Below are 21597 nucleotides of genomic sequence, written 5' to 3'. Positions count from 1 at the left end.
TGTGGGAGTGAACACGTCCGGACGAGCTCATGTCCTGTCGAGGATCTCCATGACCCGCTCCGCCAGCTCATCGGCGCTGAATTTGGCCATGAAGTCGTCAGCGCCGACCTTTTGTACCATGGCTTTGTTGAACACACCACTCAGGGAGGTATGCAACATGACATAAATATCGTGCAATGCCGGACTTTCCTTGACCCGGGTAACCAGGGTGTAGCCATCCATCTCGGGCATCTCCACATCCGAGATCACCATCGCGAAATGATCGGTTGCCTTGGAGCCATCCTGGGTAACTTCCCTGAGGTGCTCCAGCGCCTGCTTGCCGTCATTGCGGGTCACCACCTCGAGACCTATCGCTGTCAGACAGCGCTGGATCTGGCGCCGGGCTACGGATGAATCATCCACCACCAGTACAGGCAGGTTCGCAGGCTCGCGAGTCGTGCTTCGAGCGACCAGCTCTTCGGTGACATCTTCACGCAGCGGAGAAACTTCTGCAAGAATCTTTTCTACATCGATGACTTCAATGAGTTTTTCATCAACCTTGGTAACCGCAGTCAGGTATACGTCCTTGCCCGCCCCTTTGGGTGGAGGAAGAATATTTTCCCAGTTCATGTTCATGATCCGCTCAACGCCGGCCACCAGGAAACCCTGAGTCTTGCGATTGTACTCGGTGATGATAACAAAACTGGTCGACAGCTTTTCCTGCGGAATGCCCGGCAGGCCAATGGCCATGCTCAGATCGATAATGGGGATGGTCTCGCCCCGTACGTGGGAAACGCCCCGAACCACACTTCGGCTATTGGGAATTGACGACAGCTTGGGGCAAGGCAGCACTTCCCTCACCTTGAACACGTTAATGCCGTATACCTGTTGGCCCACAAGCCGGAACAGCAGAAGCTCGAGCCGGTTCTGCCCGACCATTTGAGTGCGTTGGTTAACGCTGTCCAAAACACCTGCCATGATTTTTCACTCCTGGCGTGCCGAAGCCGGCATTGAATTTGCTTTATACCGTCCTATACGGACGTTTCCCGGATATGGGTCAAAACGTTGACGCGTTTCCCCGCAACCATACAGGTTTTATCGGCGGGGAGCGCTCGTTCATTAAGGTTAATTTTATTTATCCTTTTGGTGACAGCATAGGACAATCCGGTGCAGAAGCGAACCATCTTTTTGGCTACCCTCGGGCTATTGCTGAGCCTCCAGGGAACAAGGGCAGCAGCGGCAACTGAAGCCGATGACATCCGGGAGGCGACCCGCCTTTTCCTGCAGCAGTGGGCGGACGAGCAATCTTCCCGGAATATCCGGATTGAGTTCGAGGTCGGGCACATTGACAGCCGGGTTTCACTGGCGGACTGCCCCGGGGAGCTGGAAACCAGCTTCAGCACGGACCCCATGCGCTCAACCCGACCTTCGGTTCTGGTAGCCTGCAGCGGCAACCGCCCCTGGCGAATGTACGTCACCGCCGATCTGGATATCTTCGGCCCGGGACTGGTTGCAGCACGGCCGCTGGCAAGAGGGGAGCTTCTCCAGGACAGCCTGCTGAAAGTCTCGGAGGTTCAGCTCAACTCCAGCTATAAAGGCGTGCTGACCGACAGGGAACAGATTACCGGCATGATCCTGCGCCGTCCGGTCAAGGCCGGCACATTGATCACGCCAGACCTCCTGGAGGCACCGGATGCCATTGAGCGTGGCGACCATGTTATTATCGTGGCTCGAAGCGAGTCGTTTTCGGTTCAGTCCCGAGGCAAGGCCCTGGCAAACGCCAGTGTCGGCGATCAGGTACTGATTGAAAATCTGAGCTCGGCACGAACAGTCAGGGCCAGGGTAATCGCGCCAGGAAGGGTGGAAATCCCTATGTAAGAGGCCCGCCTTCCGGGGCGGCAATTTTTTTCCGGTTTTATTCTAAAGTATGGCGATCCGTTGCCGTTAAGTAGCTATAAACCAGAATTCGCCACAGCCATCGCTGTGGCCCAAGGCAAGCAGGTACTCTTATGTCAGTTGACTTGAATGGAATTGGCCCGGGCCAGGTCAACAACCCCAGAACCACGGCCGACAAATCTTCCGGTAGCCAGAACTCACAGGCACCGGCCGGCGAGCAGAGCAAGGCTCAGGGAGCAGCAGCGCGCGGTGATAACGTAAGCCTCAGCAGTCAGGCCAAAAACCTGAAGCAGCTGGAGCAGAAACTCGGAGAGGCTCCAGAAATGGATGATGACCGTATAGCCGAGATTCGCTCGGCCCTTGAAGACGGAACCTACAAGGTGGATGCGGAAAAACTGGCCCAGAAAATGCTTGAGATGGATAAAAGCATTTTCGGGTGAGTAAATCATGGCCGCAATTGATGATCTGAAACAACTCCTCCAGGAGGACATCCGTCAACTGGACAATCTGACGGATGTCCTGTCCCGGGAAAAAACGACACTCTCGTCCTCTGACATTTCAGAGCTCCAGGGCATCACTTCGGAAAAAAACGCGATTCTCGAAGCTATCCGGGAACGCGCCAAGCGCAAGATTCACCTGCTCGTCAGCATGGGCTACAAGCCCACTGCCGGCGCCCCTTCCCGCTTCATCCGCGCAGCCGGCATGGACGACCTCTACCAGCTCTGGCAACAGGCCGATGAAAAACTTCGCGCCTGCCAATCCCTGAACCAGAACAATGGCCGCGTTGTCGGCCATCTGCAGAAACGCCTGGGAAGACTGACAGACATTTTCCGCGGCGCTTCCAGCCAACAGAAACTCTACGGCGCCAAGGGCGAACAGACCAGGGTCTCCAGTAGCACCGTACTGGCCAGCGCCTGAGAGCGTTTTGCTTTTGATCATGATTCATCGGGCCGGAGTCTGCTAATATCCGGCCCGGTTCCCATTTGCCGGCATCCGGGCCGATGGTTAATGTTCAATAGCGTCGAGTGGTCCTGACATGAAACACGCTTCCCCTGCCCTCAATTTTGTCTCAGCTTTTCTGGTGGCGTTGCTGGCCCTGGGCGGCCCGGCCCATGCTGCTGAACCGCTGCCCAGTGTCCGCTTTGTCACATCTGAAGGCGCCTTCGTGGTCAGACTTCGGCCCGACGTGGCCCCGGAGACGGTCGAAAACTTTCTCTCGTACGTAGACGAAGGGTTCTACGCCGATACGCTGTTCCACCGGGTGATTTCCGGCTTCATGATCCAGGGGGGCGGCTTTGACAAGGCCATGTCGCGCAAGACTACCGACGCTCCCATCACCAATGAAGCCTCTGAGACCCTGCCCAATCTGAGGGGCACCATTGCCATGGCCCGGACCAGTAACCCGAACTCCGCTACCTCGCAGTTTTTCATCAATGTCGCCGACAATGGTTTCCTGAACGCCGGTGTGCGCGGGCCTGGCTATGCGGTCTTCGGCAAAGTGACCGAAGGCATGGGGGTGATCGACCGTATCGCCAGGGTCGAGACCGGCCGGGTTGGCGGCATGTCCGATGTGCCGAGAGAGCCCGTTGTCATCCAGAGCGTCAAACGACTGAACCCGGACGACTGAGCGGATGGCAGATCAGCCCGTATCCCCCGCCCTTGAACCGGCAGAGCTTCGGTGGTCAGACGGCGTCCCGGAATCCGTGCAGTTCGGGGATGTCTATTTTAGCCGCGATGACGGGCTGGCTGAAACCCGTCATGTTTTTCTGGACGGTAACAACCTGCCTCAACGTTTCCGTGCGCTGCCGGCCGGCAGCCATTTTGTGATCGCAGAGACGGGTTTTGGCACCGGCCTGAACTTTCTGAGTGCCTGGAAGGAATGGCTTGACCAGCGCCCCGGAGAGGACAAAGGCATCCTGCACTTCGTATCGGTAGAGCGTTACCCGCTCACCCGGGAAGATCTTGCCCGCGCTCTGGAACTCTGGCCTGCGCTTTCCGATCAGGCTGACGAACTGATCCGACACTATCCCCCCTTACTCAAAGGCACCCACCGTTTGGTCCTGGCTGGAGGCAGAGTCCGTCTAACGCTGTACTTCGGGGATGTCCTCGACGCCTGGCAGGCCCTTGATTTCCAGGCAGACGCCTGGTTCCTCGACGGGTTTGCACCGGCGAAAAACCCGGATATGTGGCTGGAACAGGCCATCAAACTGATACGCCAGCACAGCCGACCCGGCAGCACCCTGGCAACCTTCACGGCCGTCGGGCGGATAAGGCGCGCCCTGGCCGGGGCGGGCTTTGCGATGGCGAAAGTTCCGGGCTTCGGCCGCAAAAGGGACATGCTGACCGGTCACCTGGACGGTCCGGCTCCGGCTTCTGTAACCGGCGATGAGCCGATTGTTATCGTTGGCGCCGGTATCGCCGGGACCACCCTCGCCCGAAATCTCGCTGACCGAGGTCTTCAGGTCATTCTGCTTGACCGTGCCCGGGAGCCGGGCGAAGAAGCATCAGGCAATCCCCAGGGGGCGCTGTACGTCAAGCTGGGCATTGAGTACAACGCCCAGACCGAACTTTCTGCCACCGCCCTGGCGTTCAGTCAGCGATTCTATCAACCCTGGCAGGGGCAGTTCTGGCATCCGACGGGACTGCTGCAACTGGCAACCACGGAACAAGAGGCGGACCGGCAACGCCGTTTTCTGGCCCGTAACCGGTATCCGGAACAGCTGTTGAAGCCCGTTAACCCCGAGCAGGCCTCGGAACTGGCCGGCCTGCCCGTGGAATCCGACGGGCTGTGGTTTCCCGGTTCTGGCTGGCTGGAGCCAGCCAGAGCCTGTCGCACCCTGGCCCAGCACGACAACATTGAGCGCCGGTTTGGCCACCAGGTCAGCCACATTGAAAGACAGGGCGAACACTGGCTGGTCCATCATGATCAGGGCGAGCCCATCAGAACTCTCCGACTGGTGGTGGCTGGCGGCCATCAAAGTGCATCGTTGCTGCCCGAAGGCGACCGGCTCAGGCTCAAGAATATCCGGGGCCAGATATCCAGCCTGCCGGCCGCCCGCTTCAATCTTCCTGACATTGTCATTTCCGGGACCAAGTACCTGAACCCCGCCCATGGCGACCACGCAGTCACCGGAGCAACCTTTGATCTACACGACGACAACCCGTCGGAAACGCCGGAAAGCCACCGCCATAACCTGCAGGAACTCCGGCAAATGCTGCCTGCAGTCGTCGGCGATGACACAGTGCAGCCAGACACATTGACCGGTCGGGTCTCCTTCCGCTGCACAACCCACGACTACCAGCCTGCCGCCGGTCCCCTGAGCGGCGCAGGAGGGTCTGGCCCGCCGGGTCTTTATCTGCTCGGAGGGTTTGGCAGCAAAGGGCTTGCCTGGGCTCCCCTGCTGGCAGAGCACCTTGCTGACTGCCTGACCGGTCAGCCATCCTGCCTTCCCGCGCACCTGTGCAGGCGGGTGCAACCGAATCGACTCTACCCAAAGTAACTTGCCGCCTGCCACCAACTAGGGTATGAAGGAAATCGGAGCCTTGCCGTTAATAAGAAAGAGGCCCGGCAGGATTTCCAGGCCATGATCCATAGAGGTGTGCAATGTCGATCCATGTCAGTGAGCCGGGCCGACCGGTCGGCACGCGATTGCCGGAAGTATTTCGCAATCGCCGTGTGGGGGATGTAACCGAATTGACCGAGGCCGGCCCCATTTCCGCCAGCCACAGTGAAGCAACCGACGCGGAGTTCCAGCAGGCCGCTCATAGCGGCAGCCGTCAGAAAGCATTGCAGGAATATGGTGCCGCCGCCGGGGAACGACCCGAGGAGCGAGTCTATCTACCGGTATCGGAGATCAGTTCTCCGGCCATTTACACAGCCCCGGCCACCGCCACGGTCGGTGAAGCACTGGGATTGATGGAGGACAGTGGTGTCCATCACCTGGTGATTCTGGCGGAGAACAACGTCGCGGGGCTGCTGGACCTTCGCTGGCTGCTCAGTTGGCTGCATGAGAACACCTCCGCCAGCATGAACCAATCCCTCGTGCACATCGAGCTGCCCGCCTTTCTTACCGCGTCACCGGAAACCGATGCCCACCAACTGGCCCGGCTGATGCTGGCCCACCAGCTGAACGCCGCACTGGTGGTTGATACCACCGGCAAACCGACCGGCATTGTCACCAGCACGGATTATCTGAAACTCTACGCCAACGTCAGCCGGCAGGAAGGCGCGGTCTGACTCAGTCCAGGCCGTGATTCTTCAGAAATTCGCCCAGAGCTGACTCATCCATAACCTGCACACCCAGCTTTTCTGCCTTGGCGAGCTTGGAGCCTGCCGCTTCTCCGGCGACCACGCAGGCCGTCTTGCCGGACACACTGCCCGCCACCTTGGCACCCAGTGATTCCAGTTTTTCCCGGGCCTGATCCCGGGTCATTGAAGACAGCGTGCCTGTCAGAACCCAGGTTTCCCCGGCCAGGGGTTTCGCCTGGCCAGCGGTGACCGTTTCCTCCTGCCACTGAACACCCGCCTCTTTCAGCGCCTCCAGTATTTCCCGGTTGTGGGACTGCTCGAAAAAACTGCGGATATGGCCGGCCACGATGGGCCCGACATCCGCCACTTCCGTCAGCTGATCTTCATCCGCCTCGGCGATGGCTTCGAGTGTGCCAAAGTGGGAGGCGAGCGACTTTGCGGTGCTTTCCCCCACTTCCCGGATACCCAGGGCATAGAGGAAACGCCAGAGAAGCGGTTTGCGGGAGCCATCGATGGCAGCAATCAGGTTCTCCGCGGATTTCTCCCCCATGCGATCAAGAGACGCGACCTGCCCGGCCTCAAGGCGATACAGGTCCGCCACGGTGCTGACCAGGCCCTTTTCCACCAGAACATCAATCAGCTTGTCGCCAAGGCCCTCAATGTCCAGTGCCTTGCGGGACGCGTAATGGCGAATGGCCTCCTTGCGCTGGGCCGGGCAATACAACCCGCCGGAACAGCGGGCAACCACCTCACCCTCAATCTGGATAATATCGGAATCACAGACGGGACACTGGGTGGGCATCACCACCGGCCGGGCATCCGCCGGACGTTTTTCCCGGACCACCTTGACGACCTTGGGGATCACATCCCCGGCCCGGCGAATGAACACCGTGTCGCCGATATGGACGTCAAGCCGCTGGATTTCGTCCATGTTGTGGAGCGTCGCGTTGGAGACGGTGACCCCGCCCACAAAGACCGGCTTCAGCCTGGCGACCGGCGTTACCGCACCGGTCCGGCCAACCTGAAACTCGACGCCTTCAACGACCGTGAGTTCCTCCTGGGCCGGAAATTTCTGGGCAATGGCCCAACGCGGGGCACGGGAAACAAACCCCAGTTGCTGCTGCAGTGACAACCGGTCCACCTTGAACACGATCCCGTCAATTTCGTAAGGCAGGGTATCGCGCTTTTCCATCAGTTCGTTGTAGGCGTCCAGACAGGCATCGACACCTTCGGCCCGGCGCATCTCCGGGTTGATCCGGAAGCCCCAGCCTTTGACCATCTGGAGGCTGTCCCACTGGGTGTCCGGCAGACGACTTTCATCAGTGACCGCCAGGCTGTAAGCACAGAATTCCAGAGGCCGGCGGGCGGTCACGGTCGACTTCTTCTGCCTGAGGCTGCCTGCGGCGGCGTTGCGCGGATTGACGAAGGTCTTCTCGCCCTTGTCAGCCAGCCGTCGGTTAAGCTTCTCGAAACCCGCCTTGGGCATATAGACTTCACCGCGCACTTCCACCAGATCCGGGAAATCCTCACCTCTGAGTTTCAATGGCACCGAGGGGATGGTCCGAATATTGGCGGTGATGTCCTCACCGGCATAGCCATCGCCCCGAGTGGCGGCCAGCGTCAGGGCGCCCCGCTCGTAGTGCAGGCTGACGGCCAGACCATCAAGCTTCGGCTCACAAACGTAAACGATGTCATCAGCACTACCCAGGCGATCATGAACCCTTCGGTCAAAATCGCGCAGTTCCTCCTCGCTGAAGGCATTATCCAGTGACAGCATCGGCAGACGGTGGACGACCTCATCAAAACTCGTCTCCGCGGCACTGCCTACCCTGCGGGTCGGTGAATCCTCTGTTGCCAGTTCAGGATGGCTGCGCTCGAGTTCCTGCAGTTCGCGGAACAACCGGTCGTATTCGGAATCCGGAATTCTGGGGTCATCCAGAACATAATACTGGTAGTTGTGGTCTTCGATGGCGGCGCGCAGCTCCTGCACGCGCCGTTGAACAGATTCAGTGGCAGAGGTCATCCGGGTGCTTTTCCTGACGGGATGTTAGGGACGCTGTGAACGCTGCTTTCGTTCAAACTCGCGGATTTGCTGACGGCAGTGTTCGATGGTCTGGGGGGTCATGACACTGCGACGTTCATCCTTGAGTTCGCCCCCGAGGTTGCGAACCACGCACTGGGCCGTTTCTAGCATGAAGTCAAAAGCCTGCATAGCATTCGTGGGCCCCGGAAGACTCATGAAGAAACTGATCCCGGGGGTTTTCAGGCCAGGCATGTCGGAGGGCCGAAAGGTTCCCGGTTCGACCGCACTGGCAACACTGAACTGAACGGGGGTGTGGGTATCCGTTCCTTCGTGCCGGTGATAGATATCCATGTCGCCGTGTTCCAGCCCACAGGCTTCAAACAGTTTTTTCAGGGCACTGCCTTCAAACTGTTCATCCGGACGCGCCAGTACGTTGATCACCACCACTTCCCGGGCCTCCGGACGATTGGCACCGGCCAGTGGCTGATTGCCCGGCTTCTCAGCCCTGTCACGACGGGCGGTATCCTGCTCCACCTCCGTGGTAATGACAGGCGGTTCCTGCGCCTCCCTAATGGAGTTCGCTGCATGCTGGTCGCCGGATGGCTCAACCGGCTCCGGATGGGGCTCAGACTGTACCGGTCCGGATTCCGGCTCCTCAGGGTCGTCTGCCGCACCCCATCCGGTTTCCGGCGTAACGTCCTCATCGGCACTGGAAAACGCTTCAGGAGACGGCTCCGGTTGCACCGAGGTGCCGGCCTCCGGTGTCACGTAGCCCCGCTCTTCCAGGGTGCCCCGGGAAATGGTGCGGGCGCCGCCATTGGGCAATTCGGGATTGTAATCGTCATCCAGTGGCGATTCCGACAGATCATCCGCGCCCATACTCGAGGATATGGCCATGGACTCCTTCCGGGCCCGGCGCATACGCCGGATTCCATCAATCACAATACCAAGGATAACCAGGGCACCGATGGCGATTAACCATTCCCTAAGCGACATATAACGACGGTCCTGTTTACAGTGTTAAACGGTGATACTCTAAGAAATGCTCCGGGGGAATACAACGCGCCCGGGCGGAGATGGCTTTTTTGTCATGCGGCATCCTCCGGGTCATGCCTCAGCCAGCGCCGCAGCTTCATCGACATCCACGGAAACCAGCCGGGAGCAACCGGGCTCGTGCATGGTCACACCCATCAACTGATCCGCCATTTCCATGGCGATCTTGTTGTGGGTAATGTAGATGAACTGCACCTGTTTCGACATCTCGCGGACCATGTTGGCATACCGGCCCACATTGGCGTCGTCCAGAGGCGCATCCACCTCATCAAGCATACAGAAAGGCGCGGGATTGAGCTGGAAAATCGAGAACACGAGCGCGATTGCCGTCAACGCTTTCTCACCACCAGACAGCAAATGGATGGTGCTGTTCTTTTTGCCCGGTGGACGGGCCATGATCGCCACGCCGGTTTCAAGCAGATCTTCGCCTGTCAGTTCCAGGTTGGCATTGCCCCCGCCAAACACCTTGGGAAACAGTGCCTGCAACCCACCATTGACCTGATCAAACGTTTCCTTGAAACGCTGACGGGTTTCGCGATCAATCTTGCGGATGGCGTTCTCGAGGGTCTCCAGAGCCTCAACCAGGTCATCGTACTGCTCATCCAGATAGGTCTTGCGCTCTTTCTGGACCTGGAATTCGTCAATGGCAGCGAGGTTGATGGCTCCGAGACGCTGAATCCGATTGCCGATCTTTTCGACTTCCCTCGCCCAGGTTTCTTCATCCGCGTCTTCCGGCAGCGTTTCGAGCACCGCTTTCAGACTGGTTTCCAGGCCTTCAAGCTGCTCCAGATGGTTTGTTGACCGGATTTCAAGCGCCTGGGACTCCATCTTGAGCTTTTCGAGGCGGGAGCGAACCTCCTGCAGTGTGTGATCAACCCTGCTGCGGCCCTGTTCACGATCCCTGACGTCATGATCGATTTCCTCCAATGCATCCCGGGCCGATCCGAGTTTTTCTTCTTCGGCCAGGCGACGATCAAGAAGCCCCTCGAGCTGCATCTGCAGGTCCTCGATGGGCTCTTCCGCGCTTTCGCGAGCTTCACGGAGGATGTCCAGACGCTCATCCAGACGCTCCTTCTGAAGCCGGCTGCGTTCCAGGGTCTGGTTCAGGGCGTCCCTCTGGCTCTGCAGGGTCTGCATCTGCAGCTGGAGCTGATGCGCGTGATCACGCTCGTGGCGGGCTTCCTGGCGGACGTTATCAAGATCCTCGCGACGTCGGTCGCGTTCTTCGAGCAACCGCTCTCTTTCTTCCTCGTGGTCCTCACTGGATGCCAGGGCGATGTCCCACTCTTCCCGGACTTCCTGCAGTGTTTCCTTCTGCTCGACGAGTTCGCCGGCAACATCATCGATGTCCTCGCGGATCCGCCCGAGGCGGGCTTCGATCTGCTCGGCCCTTGCCTTCAGGCCACTGACCCTCGAAGCCAGAGAAGCCAGTTCCCTTTCGACACCGGCCTTCTGCCCCTGAACATCCTCCCGGGCAGCTTCAGCCCGCTCATAGGCCTCCTGACCCTGCTCCTGGTGTCTGGTCGCCGTCTCCAGTTCGGCTTCCGCCTGTTCAAGTTCCGACTCCAGCGCCCGAACTTTTTTCTGCCGTTCGATCACCCCGGTATGACTGGCATCAGCATCCGGCATCAGTATCCAGTCCCGCGATACCCAGATGCCTTCCGGAGTGATCAGACTGTCCTGGGGGGCCAGGGAAGCCCGGCGCTCCAGCGCCTCCGACAGACTGTTCGCGGTGTCGACCCCGTTGAGCAAAGACTGCAGCGCTGGAACACCGGCCACCTTGGCGGCCAGACCTTTAGCGCTGCTGTCCCCTCCGGACTGTCCCTGAACCAGCGCAAGCCCACGCGGCGCCTGCTCCAGAGCCTCCTCCAGCCCGTCCATTCCCGGCAATGAGAGACCCTGAGTGAAACGTCCGATCACCTGTTCGACGGCAAACTCCCAGCCATCCTCAATACTCAGGGACGCCGCGATTCTCGGCATATCCGCCAGTCCCTGCTGCTCCAGCCAGGACTGAAGTCCGGAATTCTGCGCACCCAGCTGCTCTTCGAGCATGGATTGCTGGGATTCAAGCGACGCTCTCAGGCTGTGGACCCGTTGCTGGGACTCTGACACGGCCTGTTCAGCTTCTTTCATCCGGTGGCGCTGATCCGCGACATCGTCCTGCAGTGAGGCAATCTGTTCATCCGCCTCATCACGCTGAAGCTCCAGGGTTGCCTGTTCCTCCAGCAGCTCATCGAGTTCTTCCCGGTCCAGCTGGCTCTCCAGTTGTTCCCGTTCTTCCCGGAGTTTGCGCTCACGGGTATTGAGTTGCTCAATGGCATCTTCCAGTGACCGGATACGCGACTGGGCCAGTTCCGCCTGCCGCCGTGCCTCTGATGACTGGGCGCTGAACTGGTCCCAGCGCTGTTGCCAGTCAGCCATGGCCTCTTCCGCCTGTTGCAGGCGTTCACCGGATTCCTCGGACCGGATAGCCAGGGCTTCCTGCTCCGGCCCGACCATGGCCAGCTCTTCCTCAAGCGCGGCAAGCTTGTCCTCGTCCTGCTCCAGTTCACGGCTCAGTTCACGCTGATTGGCCAGCCCCTGGTCCAACTCCGCGGCGGTCTGCCGGCTGCGCTCCCGCTGATGTTCGAGGCTCTGTTCGATCCGGGCAATATCCGCACCCGCTTCGTAATAGCGGGCCTGGGCACGATTGAAATGTTCGGTGCGCTCGTGGTGATCGTCCCGCAGACGCTCGAGGGCGGTTTCAAGGCTGACCCTTTCGGTCAGTAACCGCTCAAGTTCCAGCTCCGTTTCCCGAATGGTTTCACGCCGCTGCTGCAGGTCGCGGTCCAGCCCCTGCCAACGGAGCACGGTCAACTCGGCTTTCTTGAGCCTTTCTTCCTGTTTGTAGTTGCGATACTTCTCGGCAGCCGCCGCCTGACGTTCCAGATGCTCAAGTTGCCGGCCCAGTTCATCACGGAGATCGGTCAGGCGATCCAGGTTTTCCTGGGTGCGCCGTATGCGGTTTTCGGTTTCCCGGCGGCGCTCCTTGTACTTGGAGATCCCGGCCGCCTCCTCGATGTAGACCCGCAGCTCTTCGGGCTTCGCTTCGATCAGTCGGGAAATCATCCCCTGCTCGATAATGGCGTAACTGCGCGGGCCGAGCCCGGTGCCCAGAAAGAGATCGGTGATATCCCGGCGACGGCATTTCGCGCCATTCATGAAGTAGTCCGATTGCCCTTCCCGGGAAACGCGGCGTTTGACGGAAATTTCGTTGAAGCGGGCGAACTCACCGGGCGCTGAGCCATCGCTGTTGTCAAACACCAGTTCGATGGATGCCTGACCGACCGGTTTGCGGGCACTGGAGCCGTTGAAAATAACGTCAGTCATGGATTCACCGCGCAGATATTTGGCGGAGCTTTCGCCCATTACCCAGCGCACGGCATCGATGATATTGGATTTGCCACAGCCATTGGGACCGACTACGGCGGTCATGTTGGATGGAAAAGGCACGGTGGTGGGGTCAACAAAGGATTTGAATCCGGCCAGTTTGATCGACTTAAGCCGCATGTCAGGCGCTTCCCTCAAATTGCATTGTCTTTCGCATTCCCTTTATTGACCACTTCGGTAGGACCGCAGGAGTTTACCACAGCCACCATTCGGACCCACCCCTCTGACAGGAATTTGCCATGGAAGGGTGCCTGTCCGGCAACCGGCTGCCGGAAAAATGACGCACACCCGTTTTCAAGCGGTAAAACTTTAAGCATAACTGGAATTGCCACATATAACCCTTTGTAAATCAGGGTTAATTTAGTCCTGGCATTTTTGGTGCATATACAAACCATACACATACCCGAGCAACAGAGTGACCCCGTGGTAAAAAACCTGACTTCCATTCAGTCCGCAGCTTCCCGCCCGGCCCGCCTGGCCGCCCTGAAGCAATCCTTCCAGGATTGGAATAGCAGCCCCGACCTGCTGACGCGGCTGGCCAGGCGGTTATCCACCACCCTGTCACTGGAGACGCAACTGGGTATTCTGGTTGAGGAAATTCAAGGGGTCATTCCTTTTGACGCCATGAACTACCGGCATCGCATTGCCCGTCAGGATTTCGTCTTCTCCACCGGGATGGGCGGACCACACCGCTGTGAATACGCCCTGAACCTGGACGGACACTACTACGGCACCCTGACTTTTCACCGCCGCCAGAAGTTCAGTGACGAAGAGCTAAGCGGTTTTGAAATGGTCATTGCGGCAGCCATCTGCCCCATTCGCAATTCCTGCCAGTTCATTGCCATAGAACAGGCGGCCCTGACTGACTCCCTGACTGCCATTGGCAACAAGCGCGCCATGGATGAGGATCTGGTGCGGGCCGCTGCCCTGTCCGGCCGGCACGGCACCGAGTGGAGCCTGGTCCTGTGCGACCTTGATCACTTCAAGCAGATCAACGATAGCCACGGACACGTGGTCGGTGATCACATTCTTGCCCGTACAGCCGAGCAGCTTGAGCGATCCATCCGGACATCCGACACCGTCTACCGCTTTGGTGGGGAAGAGTTTGCCATACTGCTGCCGCACACCAGCCTTGAGGAAGCCAGGGAAGTGGCGGATCGTGCACGGGATGCCATTAGCCGCATCAGGGTGGACGGTGGAGACGAGCCCGTAGGGGTCACCGCCAGCTGCGGAGTTGCCGTCCACCTGTCGGATGAAAATCCGGAGCAGTGGCTGATCCGGGCTGACGAGGCCCTTTATAGGGCAAAGGCACAGGGCAGAAACTGCACCCGCACCTTTGCGATGATCTCTTGAAACAGGAGCGTGACGGGATCAGCCGCGCCGTTTCAAGGGGGAGCGCTTCGGCCCTTTCCCGGCCTGGCTTTTCGATGGCGCAGAATCACTGACCTGCCAACTCCGGCGTGAGGAGGGTTTAACGCCTTTTTTACGCCGCTTTCGCTCATGGGCCGCTTTCTCGTCAGGCGTCTTGCCAGGGATTGCCACCGGGGTAAGTCCCACTTCCCGGCTCAGCGCATCCACAGACTTCTGATCAAGCTCTTCCCATTTGCCCTGAGTCAGCCGGCTGGGCAGCAGGATTGGGCCATAACGGACTCGCTTCAGGCGGCTCACCCTCACCCCCTGGGATTCCCAGAGACGACGTACCTCACGATTCCGTCCCTCCATCAGGGTGACATGGAACCAGCGATTCATACCGCTGCCCCCGGCGGGGCTGAGATCCGAGAAGCGTGCGGTGCCGTCTTCCAGCAACACGCCTTCCTGCAGACGTTCGAGCATGGCGTCGTCCACTTCCCCGAAAATCCGGACCGCATATTCCCGGTCGATCTCGCCGGACGGGTGCATCAGGCGGTTGGCCAGTTCGCCATCGGTGGTAAAGAGCACCAGACCGGTGGTATTGATATCCAGACGCCCGATGGCAATCCAGCGTTGATCCTTCAGCCGAGGCAGCCGGTCGAACACCGTGGGCCGTCCTTCCGGATCCTTGCGACTGGTGACTTCGCCTTCCGGTTTGTTGTAGATCAGAACCCTGCGGACCACCTCAGCTGCGGGGCCGGCGTCCAGGACACGGCCATCGAGCTCAAACCGGTCCGAGGTGGTGGCTTTCTGGCCGGGCTGTGCTGGCTGACCATTGACCAGCAGGCGTCCAGCCTCCATCCAGCCCTCGATTTCCCTACGGGACCCAACGCCGGCCCGGGCCAGAAGCTTCTGAATGCGCTCCGGTCCGGATGAATCACCGGTTGTCCGGGTTTTGTCGGGTCTGGGTGACGCCATGGTTAAATCCTTGCTGAAGCCTGATGAATAAAATCAGTGAATGGTGTTGTCGTCGGATGACTCGAATTCGATATCACCCTGCATGTCTTTTTCGATCTCACGGCCAATTTCCTCGAGATCCCGGATCTCCTGCAGAGGCGGCAGCTCATCCAGCCCCTTGAGGTTGAAATAGTCCAGAAACTGGCGGGTGGTTGCGTACATCGCGGGCCGCCCCGGCACGTCCCGGTGGCCGACGACGCGCACCCACTCTCGCTCAACCAGCGTGCGAATGATATTGCTGCTTACCGTGACACCCCGGATTTCCTCAATTTCCCCACGGGTAATGGGTTGGCGATAAGCGATCAGCGCGAGCGTTTCCAACAGCGCGCGGGAGTACCGTTGTGGCCGGTCCTCAAAGAGCCGCCCAACCCAGGGTGCGAAGGCCTGCCGGACCTGGAGACGGTAACCACTGGCCACCTTACGCAGTTCAAAACCCCTGCCCTCGCAGGCCTCGTCCAGCATGACAAGAACATCCTCCATGATCTGGCGTGGCGGGCGCTCCTCCTCGCTAAACAGTTCCCGGAGCTGATCCACCGACAGCGGTCTGGCGGCAGCCAGAAGCGCCGCCTCCACGATGGCTCTCAGGTTTTTCAGTTGGTCGTCATTCATATCCAATTCCTAGCCTGTGGCCCTAGCCCGAACATGAATAGGGCCGAGAACCTCCGCCTGGACGATTTCAATCAGTTGTTCCTTGATCAGTTCCAGTGTGGCGATAAAGGTAACCACCACACCAAGACGTCCTTCTTCCGGTGTGAACAGACTTTCAAAGCCGACAAACTGATCTCCCTCCAGTGCAGCCAGAATCTGGGACATGCGTTCACGGGTAGACAACTTCTCCCGCTCCACATGATGACTGGTAAAGAGGTCCGCCCGCTGAAGCACGCCCTGAAGCGCCTGCAGCAGCTCTTTCATTTCAACATCAGGATGAGGCTGGGACGATGGCAGCTCCGGCAGGGCGGCCGAACCACCGAAGGTGTCCCTTTCCTGGCGCGGCAGTGCGTCGATATCCTCGGCCGCCTTCTTGAACCGTTCGTATTGCTGCAGACGACGGATCAACTCGGCCCGGGGGTCCACTTCCTCGTCATCGTCGGATTCCTGACGGGGCAGCAGCATGCGGGATTTGATTTCAGCCAGGGTTGCCGCCATCACCAGATACTCAGCGGCCAGCTCGAACCGCATCGCCTCGACCGCGGCAATGTAATCCATGTACTGGCGTGTGATCTCACTGACGTCGATATCCAGGATATCCATGTTCTGGCGACGGATCAGATACAGGAGCAGATCGAGCGGCCCTTCAAACGCCTCCAGAAAGACCGCCAGGGCGTCGGGCGGGATGTACAGATCCTTGGGCATGTCCACCAGCGGCTTGCCTTCGACCAGCGCCAGTGGCTGCTGCTCGCCAAAGCCTTCCACTGGCGTTTCCGGGGCTTCCGTGGTGTCTTCCGTCATGTCGATCCCGACCCTGCCCGTCATTGACTGGCGCGCTTACCAGTAGCCCAGCCCCATGGCGGCGCGAACTTCCTCCAGGGTATCACGCGCAGCATCACGGGCCTGCTCACGTCCTTCCTGCAATATCGAATGCACCAGGTCCGGATTGTTTTCATATTCCCGGGCCCGTTCGTGCAGAGGCCGCTGCTCCTCAATGATGGCGTCCATCAACGGCTTCTTGCAGTCCAGACAGCCGATGCCTGCGGTACGACAGCCACTCTGCACCCAGTCACAGGTCTGCTCATCGGAATACACCTGATGCATGCCCCAGACCGGGCATTTTTCCGGGTCACCGGCATCGGTACGCCGTACCCGCTGGGGATCGGTCTGCATGGTCCGGATTTTCTGGACAACACTGTCCGGTTCCTCACGCAGACCAATGTAGTTGTGATAGGACTTGGACATTTTCTGTCCGTCCAGGCCGGGCATCTTGGATTCCGGTGTCAGCAACGGCTGAGGTTCCGGCAGAATCACCTTGCCGCCGCCTTCGATATAGCCATACAGGCGTTCGCGATCCCCCAGGGAAATGTTCTGCTGCTCCTTGAGCAGAGCCCGGGCGGTTTCCAGCGCTTCGGCGTCACCCTCTTCCTGGTAACGCTTGCGCAGGTTGCGGTAAAGCTTGGCGTTCTTCTTGCCCATTTTGACAACCGCCGCTTCCGCCTGCTCTTCAAAGCCGGGCTCACGACCATAGATATGGTTAAAACGGCGCGCAATTTCCCGGGTGATCTCCACGTGGGATACCTGATCCGCCCCCACAGGCACCTTGCCGGCCCGGTACATCAGGATGTCCGCCGTCTGCAGCAACGGGTAGCCCAGGAAACCATAGGTCGCCAGATCTTTCTCCCGAAGCTTTTCCTGCTGATCCTTGTAGGTGGGAATACGCTCGAGCCAGCCCAGCGGCGTGATCATCGACAATAACAGGTGAAGCTCCGCGTGTTCCGGCACCTGAGACTGGATGAACAGCGTCGAGGAGCCCGGGTTCACACCGGCTGCCAGCCAGTCGATCACCATGTCCCAGACACTCTGTTCAATCCCCGAAGGATCGTCATACTGCGTGGTCAACGCATGCCAGTCCGCAACGAAGAAGAAGCACTCGTATTCGTGCTGGAGTTTCACCCAGTTCTTCAGCACACCGTGGTAGTGGCCGAGGTGAAGCTTGCCGGTCGGACGCATACCGGACAAAACCCGTTGCTGGGAATCGACAGAACTCAAAGCACAAACTCCTTCTTTCTGTGAACAGAATACCGGATCGCCCTGCCCTTGCTGGCATACGGGAAATCTGGCTGACCGGGCATTATAGTCTGAACACCGGCCCGCGTTAAGAAAAGGACCGAAAAAGCTGGCCCAGAAACACAAAACCCCCGGAGCCCTGAGGACTCCGGGGGTTTTGAGGCGTGCGAACGGCTTACCAGCCAGTCGCTTCCTTCAGTGCCTTGCCGATCTCGGCCAGGCTGCGAACGGTGGTGACGCCCGCGTCGTTCAGGGCCGCGAACTTCTCGTCTGCAGTCCCCTTACCACCGGAAATGATGGCGCCGGCATGGCCCATACGCTTGCCCGGAGGTGCGGTAACACCGGCGATGTAGGAAACCACCGGCTTGGTCACGTTTTCCTTGATGAAGGCCGCAGCCTCTTCCTCGGCGGTACCACCAATCTCACCGATCATGACGATCGCTTCGGTTTCGGGATCTTCCTGAAGCATCTTCAGGATGTCGATGAAGTTGGAGCCCGGGATCGGGTCACCGCCGATACCGACACAGGTGGACTGACCGTAACCGAAGTCTGTGGTCTGCTTGACCGCTTCGTAGGTCAGGGTGCCGGAGCGGGATACGATGCCAACCTTACCCTTCTTGTGGATATGGCCCGGCATGATACCGATCTTGCACTCGTCCGGAGTAATCAGGCCCGGGCAGTTGGGGCCGATCATGGTCACGCCCTTGCGATCGACATACTCTTTTGCGTACAGCATATCGATGGTCGGGATGCCTTCGGTGATGCAGACGATCAGTTGAATACCGGCATCCGCCGCTTCAATGATGGCATCCTTACAGAAAGGCGCAGGAACGTAGATAACGGTGGCTTCAGCACCGGTTTTTTCAACGGCGTCACGGACGGTGTTGAATACCGGCAGGCCCAGATGCTCGGTGCCGCCCTTACCGGGGCTCACGCCACCCACCATCTTGGTGCCGTAGGCAATAGCCTGCTCAGAGTGGAAGGTGCCCTGCGCGCCGGTAAAGCCCTGGCAGATTACCTTGGTGTCTTTGTTAATCAGGATGCTCATTATTTACCCCCCGCGGCTTTAACGACCTGTTCTGCAGCATTGGACAGGCTGGTTGCGGCGATGATATTCAGACCGCTTTCTTCCAGAACCTTGGTACCCAGTTCGGCATTGTTGCCTTCCAGGCGAACCACCACAGGAACCTTGACGCCCACTTCCTTGACCGCACCGATGATGCCTTCGGCAATCATGTCGCAACGAACGATACCGCCAAAGATGTTGACCAGTACGGCCTGAACGTTGTCGTCAGACAGGATGATCTTGAACGCCTCGGAAACACGTTCCTTGGTGGCACCGCCACCGACGTCCAGGAAGTTCGCCGGCTGGCCGCCGGAGAGCTTGATGATGTCCATGGTACCCATGGCCAGGCCGGCACCATTGACCATGCAGCCGATGTTGCCTTCCAGAGCCACGTAGTTCAGTTCCCACTTGGCCGCTTCGGCTTCCCGGGAATCTTCCTGGGAGGGATCGTGCATCTCGTGGATTTTCTTCTGGCGATACAGGGCGTTGCCGTCCACACCAACTTTGGCGTCCAGGCAGTGCAGGTCGCCAGCCGGCGTGATCACCAGCGGGTTGATCTCAACCAGCGCCAGGTCACATTCTTCAAACAGCTTGGCCAGACCCAGGAAGATCTTGGTGAACTGTCCGATCTGCTTGCCTTCCAGACCCAGTTTAAATGCCAGCTCGCGGCCCTGGTACGGCTGCGCGCCGACCAGCGGATCCACTTCCGCCTTCAGGATCTTTTCAGGTGTTTCTTCCGCTACCTTCTCGATCTCGACACCGCCTTCGGTGGAGGCCATGAAGACAATCCGACGGGTACCACGGTCTACAACCGCGCCCAGGTAGAGTTCTTCGGCGATGTCGGTCAGGGATTCAACCAGGATCTTGCTGACCGGCTGGCCATTCTCATCAGTCTGGTAGGTCACCAGGTTCTGACCCAGCCACTTCTCTGCGAAGTCACGGATATCGTCTTTGCTCTTGACCAGCTTGACACCGCCGGCCTTACCACGGCCACCGGCATGCACCTGGGCCTTGACCACCCAGCCGTCACCACCGATTTCATCTGCCGCCGCTACGGCTTCTTTGGGTGTATCGCAGGCAATGCCTTTGGATACGGGCAGGCCGTATTCAGCGAACAGCTGCTTGCCCTGATATTCGTGCAAATTCATAGTTAATTTCCCGTCAATTGATGGAGGATAACCACATACGGAACAGAACCCGCCTGACACCGCTGGCGGTGACAATTCGCGAATTCAGACAGTCAGGCCGTTAAACAATCGGCCTTTCTTGTGACGCATCCGGAAAACCGCTGCCCCAGATGGCAGAGGGGCGCCAAGCCTGGCGCCCCACTTCCTTCCGTGCGTTACTTCTTCTTGCGACGGTTGGCGATATGAATCGCGCCGCCGGCAACACCCAGAGCCGCCTCGTGCACGGACTCGGACAGAGTCGGGTGCGCGAAACAGGTCAGTGCGAGATCTTCCGCGCTGGAACCGAATTCCATCGCGATCACACCCTGGGCCACAATCTCCGACGCCTGGGGACCGGCCACATGGAACCCGAGGATCCGGTCGGTCTTGGCGTCAGCGATGATTTTCACCATGCCACCGGTGGAGTTGGCGGCCATGGCACGGCCGTTGGCCGCAAACGGGAAGGTGCCCACGTTATATTCAACACCATCCGCTTTCACTTCTTCCTCGGTCTTGCCTACCCAGGCCACTTCCGGCGTGGTGTAGATGACGTTCGGAATGCAGTCGTAGTTGACCTGAGGCTTATGACCGGCAATGCGCTCAGCGACCATGACACCTTCTTCGGAGGCTTTGTGGGCCAGCATCGGGCCGCGTACCACGTCACCGATGGCCCATACGCCCGGCGCTTCGGTCTTGCAGGTATCGTCAACAAAGATAAAGCCACGCTCGTCCATCTTGACGCCGGAATCCTCTGCCAGCGCACCGTCGGTGTAAGGACGGCGACCAACGGCCACGATCAGTTTGTCGAACTTGGCTTCCTGCTTGCCCTTGGAATCCTCATAGCTGACATTAACCAGCTTGCGCTTCACTTCGGCGCCGGTCATGCGGGCACCCAGAACAATGTTCAGGCCCTGCTTCTGGAACTGCTTGAGGGTGTCCTTGGCCAGTTGCTGGTCAACAGCCGGCAGGAAGCTTTCCTGTGCTTCCAGAACCGTCACCTCTGAACCCAGACGGGCCCAGACACTGCCCAGTTCCAGACCGATAACACCGGCACCGATGATGCCAAGGCGCTTGGGCACTTCGTCAAATTCCAGCGCACCCTCGGAGTCCACGATGTGGTCCCCGTCGAAGGGCGCCGGCGGAATTTCGATCGGCTTGGAGCCAGTAGCGATGATGACGTTATCGGCTTCGTAGGTCGCTGTTTTGCCGTCTTTGTCGGTCACTTCGACCTTGCGGCCAGCCAGCAGTTTGCCGTGGCCGTGGATGGAGGTAACGCCGTTGGCCTTGAACAGACCGCCAATACCACCGGTCAGTTGTTTAACGATGCCAGCCTTGCGCTCCATCATCTTGGCGACGTCAATCTTGACGTCCTTGGTCTGGATACCAAAGCCCTCGAAGTCGTGGCTGGCCTCTTCGAACTTGTGGGTCACCTCCAGCAGTGCCTTGGAGGGGATACAGCCCACGTTCAGGCAGGTGCCGCCCAGTACCTGGCTCTTGCCGTCCTCGGACGTCCAGGATTCAACACACGCGGTTTTCAGACCGAGCTGCGCAGCCTTGATGGCGGCCACGTATCCCCCGGGGCCGGCACCAATGACAATGACATCGTACTTGTCAGACATAATTTATCCCGTTCTGTGATTCGTTAAAGGTC

Annotated in this window: 18 protein-coding genes; 7 read left to right on the top strand and 11 right to left on the bottom strand. The window is 59.1% G+C overall.

All coding sequences use genetic code 11. From position 1 onward, the window contains the following. Window positions 1-27 precede the first annotated feature (27 nt). The gene (locus HNR38_RS04385; RefSeq protein WP_183700172.1) at window positions 28-957 is read right to left on the bottom strand and encodes a chemotaxis protein CheV; all 930 of its coding nucleotides are present in this window, start codon (window positions 955-957) and stop codon (window positions 28-30) included. A 189-nt stretch (window positions 958-1146) separates the two neighbouring features. On the opposite strand from HNR38_RS04385, the gene flgA reads away from it, so the two are divergent. The 6 genes from flgA (at window position 1147) to HNR38_RS04355 (ending at window position 6112) form a co-directional block, all read left to right on the top strand. Then, window positions 1147-1857, top strand: coding sequence for a flagellar basal body P-ring formation chaperone FlgA (gene flgA / locus HNR38_RS04380; protein ID WP_183700170.1), 711 nt, complete (start codon window positions 1147-1149; stop codon window positions 1855-1857). Window positions 1858-1988: 131 nt separating this feature from the next. Further along, complete coding sequence (flgM, locus tag HNR38_RS04375) at window positions 1989-2315, top strand: flagellar biosynthesis anti-sigma factor FlgM (RefSeq protein WP_183700168.1); 327 nt, start codon at window positions 1989-1991, stop codon at window positions 2313-2315. Between the two features lie 7 nt (window positions 2316-2322). Further along, a complete protein-coding gene (locus HNR38_RS04370) occupies window positions 2323-2793 on the top strand; it encodes a flagella synthesis protein FlgN (protein ID WP_183700166.1) in 471 nt (156 codons plus the stop codon). Window positions 2794-2911: 118 nt separating this feature from the next. After that, complete coding sequence (locus HNR38_RS04365; protein ID WP_183700164.1) at window positions 2912-3502, top strand: peptidylprolyl isomerase; 591 nt, start codon at window positions 2912-2914, stop codon at window positions 3500-3502. A gap of 4 nt (window positions 3503-3506) precedes the next feature. Beyond that, window positions 3507-5375, top strand: coding sequence for a bifunctional tRNA (5-methylaminomethyl-2-thiouridine)(34)-methyltransferase MnmC2/FAD-dependent 5-carboxymethylaminomethyl-2-thiouridine(34) oxidoreductase MnmC1 (gene mnmC, locus HNR38_RS04360; protein ID WP_183700161.1), 1869 nt, complete (start codon window positions 3507-3509; stop codon window positions 5373-5375). Window positions 5376-5479: 104 nt separating this feature from the next. Further along, a complete protein-coding gene (locus HNR38_RS04355) occupies window positions 5480-6112 on the top strand; it encodes a CBS domain-containing protein (RefSeq protein WP_183700159.1) in 633 nt (210 codons plus the stop codon). A gap of 1 nt (window position 6113) precedes the next feature. On the opposite strand, the gene ligA is transcribed toward HNR38_RS04355, so the two are convergent. The 3 genes from ligA to smc all read right to left on the bottom strand — a co-directional run bounded on the left by ligA (window position 6114) and on the right by smc (window position 12749). Continuing rightward, window positions 6114-8147: an NAD-dependent DNA ligase LigA gene (ligA, locus tag HNR38_RS04350; protein WP_183700157.1), complete on the bottom strand. Its 2034-nt coding sequence runs from the start codon at window positions 8145-8147 to the stop codon at window positions 6114-6116. 24 nt (window positions 8148-8171) lie between these two features. Continuing rightward, complete coding sequence (gene zipA, locus HNR38_RS04345) at window positions 8172-9143, bottom strand: cell division protein ZipA (protein ID WP_183700155.1); 972 nt, start codon at window positions 9141-9143, stop codon at window positions 8172-8174. Window positions 9144-9254: 111 nt separating this feature from the next. After that, window positions 9255-12749 (bottom strand): chromosome segregation protein SMC, encoded by a 3495-nt coding sequence (smc, locus tag HNR38_RS04340; protein WP_183700153.1) that lies wholly within the window; start codon window positions 12747-12749, stop codon window positions 9255-9257. A 303-nt stretch (window positions 12750-13052) separates the two neighbouring features. Between smc and HNR38_RS04335 the strand changes: the two genes are divergently transcribed. After that, window positions 13053-13982, top strand: coding sequence for a GGDEF domain-containing protein (locus HNR38_RS04335; protein WP_343068231.1), 930 nt, complete (start codon window positions 13053-13055; stop codon window positions 13980-13982). A gap of 18 nt (window positions 13983-14000) precedes the next feature. Here HNR38_RS04335 and rluB read toward each other — a convergent pair whose 3' ends face one another. The 7 genes from rluB to lpdA all read right to left on the bottom strand — a co-directional run bounded on the left by rluB (window position 14001) and on the right by lpdA (window position 21565). After that, on the bottom strand, window positions 14001-14957 hold the full coding sequence (gene rluB, locus HNR38_RS04330; RefSeq protein WP_183700152.1) for a 23S rRNA pseudouridine(2605) synthase RluB: 957 nt from the start codon (window positions 14955-14957) through the stop codon (window positions 14001-14003). A gap of 33 nt (window positions 14958-14990) precedes the next feature. Then, complete coding sequence (gene scpB / locus HNR38_RS04325; protein ID WP_183700150.1) at window positions 14991-15605, bottom strand: SMC-Scp complex subunit ScpB; 615 nt, start codon at window positions 15603-15605, stop codon at window positions 14991-14993. A 9-nt stretch (window positions 15606-15614) separates the two neighbouring features. Beyond that, a complete protein-coding gene (locus HNR38_RS04320) occupies window positions 15615-16445 on the bottom strand; it encodes a segregation and condensation protein A (RefSeq protein WP_183700148.1) in 831 nt (276 codons plus the stop codon). Window positions 16446-16481: 36 nt separating this feature from the next. Further along, window positions 16482-17696, bottom strand: a complete 1215-nt coding sequence (locus HNR38_RS04315) for a tryptophan--tRNA ligase (RefSeq protein WP_183700146.1) — start codon at window positions 17694-17696, stop codon at window positions 16482-16484. A gap of 193 nt (window positions 17697-17889) precedes the next feature. After that, window positions 17890-18762 carry a succinate--CoA ligase subunit alpha gene (gene sucD, locus HNR38_RS04310; protein WP_183700144.1) on the bottom strand — a complete coding sequence of 291 codons (873 nt, stop codon included), beginning with the start codon at window positions 18760-18762 and terminating at the stop codon, window positions 17890-17892. Then, the gene (gene sucC, locus HNR38_RS04305; RefSeq protein WP_183700142.1) at window positions 18762-19928 is read right to left on the bottom strand and encodes an ADP-forming succinate--CoA ligase subunit beta; all 1167 of its coding nucleotides are present in this window, start codon (window positions 19926-19928) and stop codon (window positions 18762-18764) included. The genes sucD and sucC overlap by 1 nt, the downstream gene beginning before the upstream one ends. Window positions 19929-20122: 194 nt before the next feature. Then, entirely contained in the window at window positions 20123-21565 is a 1443-nt protein-coding gene (lpdA, locus tag HNR38_RS04300; protein WP_183700140.1) for a dihydrolipoyl dehydrogenase, read from the bottom strand. Window positions 21566-21597 lie beyond the last annotated feature (32 nt).

This window comes from Marinobacter oulmenensis, from assembly GCF_014201735.1.
Lineage (GTDB): Bacteria > Pseudomonadota > Gammaproteobacteria > Pseudomonadales > Oleiphilaceae > Marinobacter > Marinobacter oulmenensis.
Note: the sequence above shows the minus strand (reverse complement) of the source record. Positions and strands in the feature narration are given on the sequence as shown.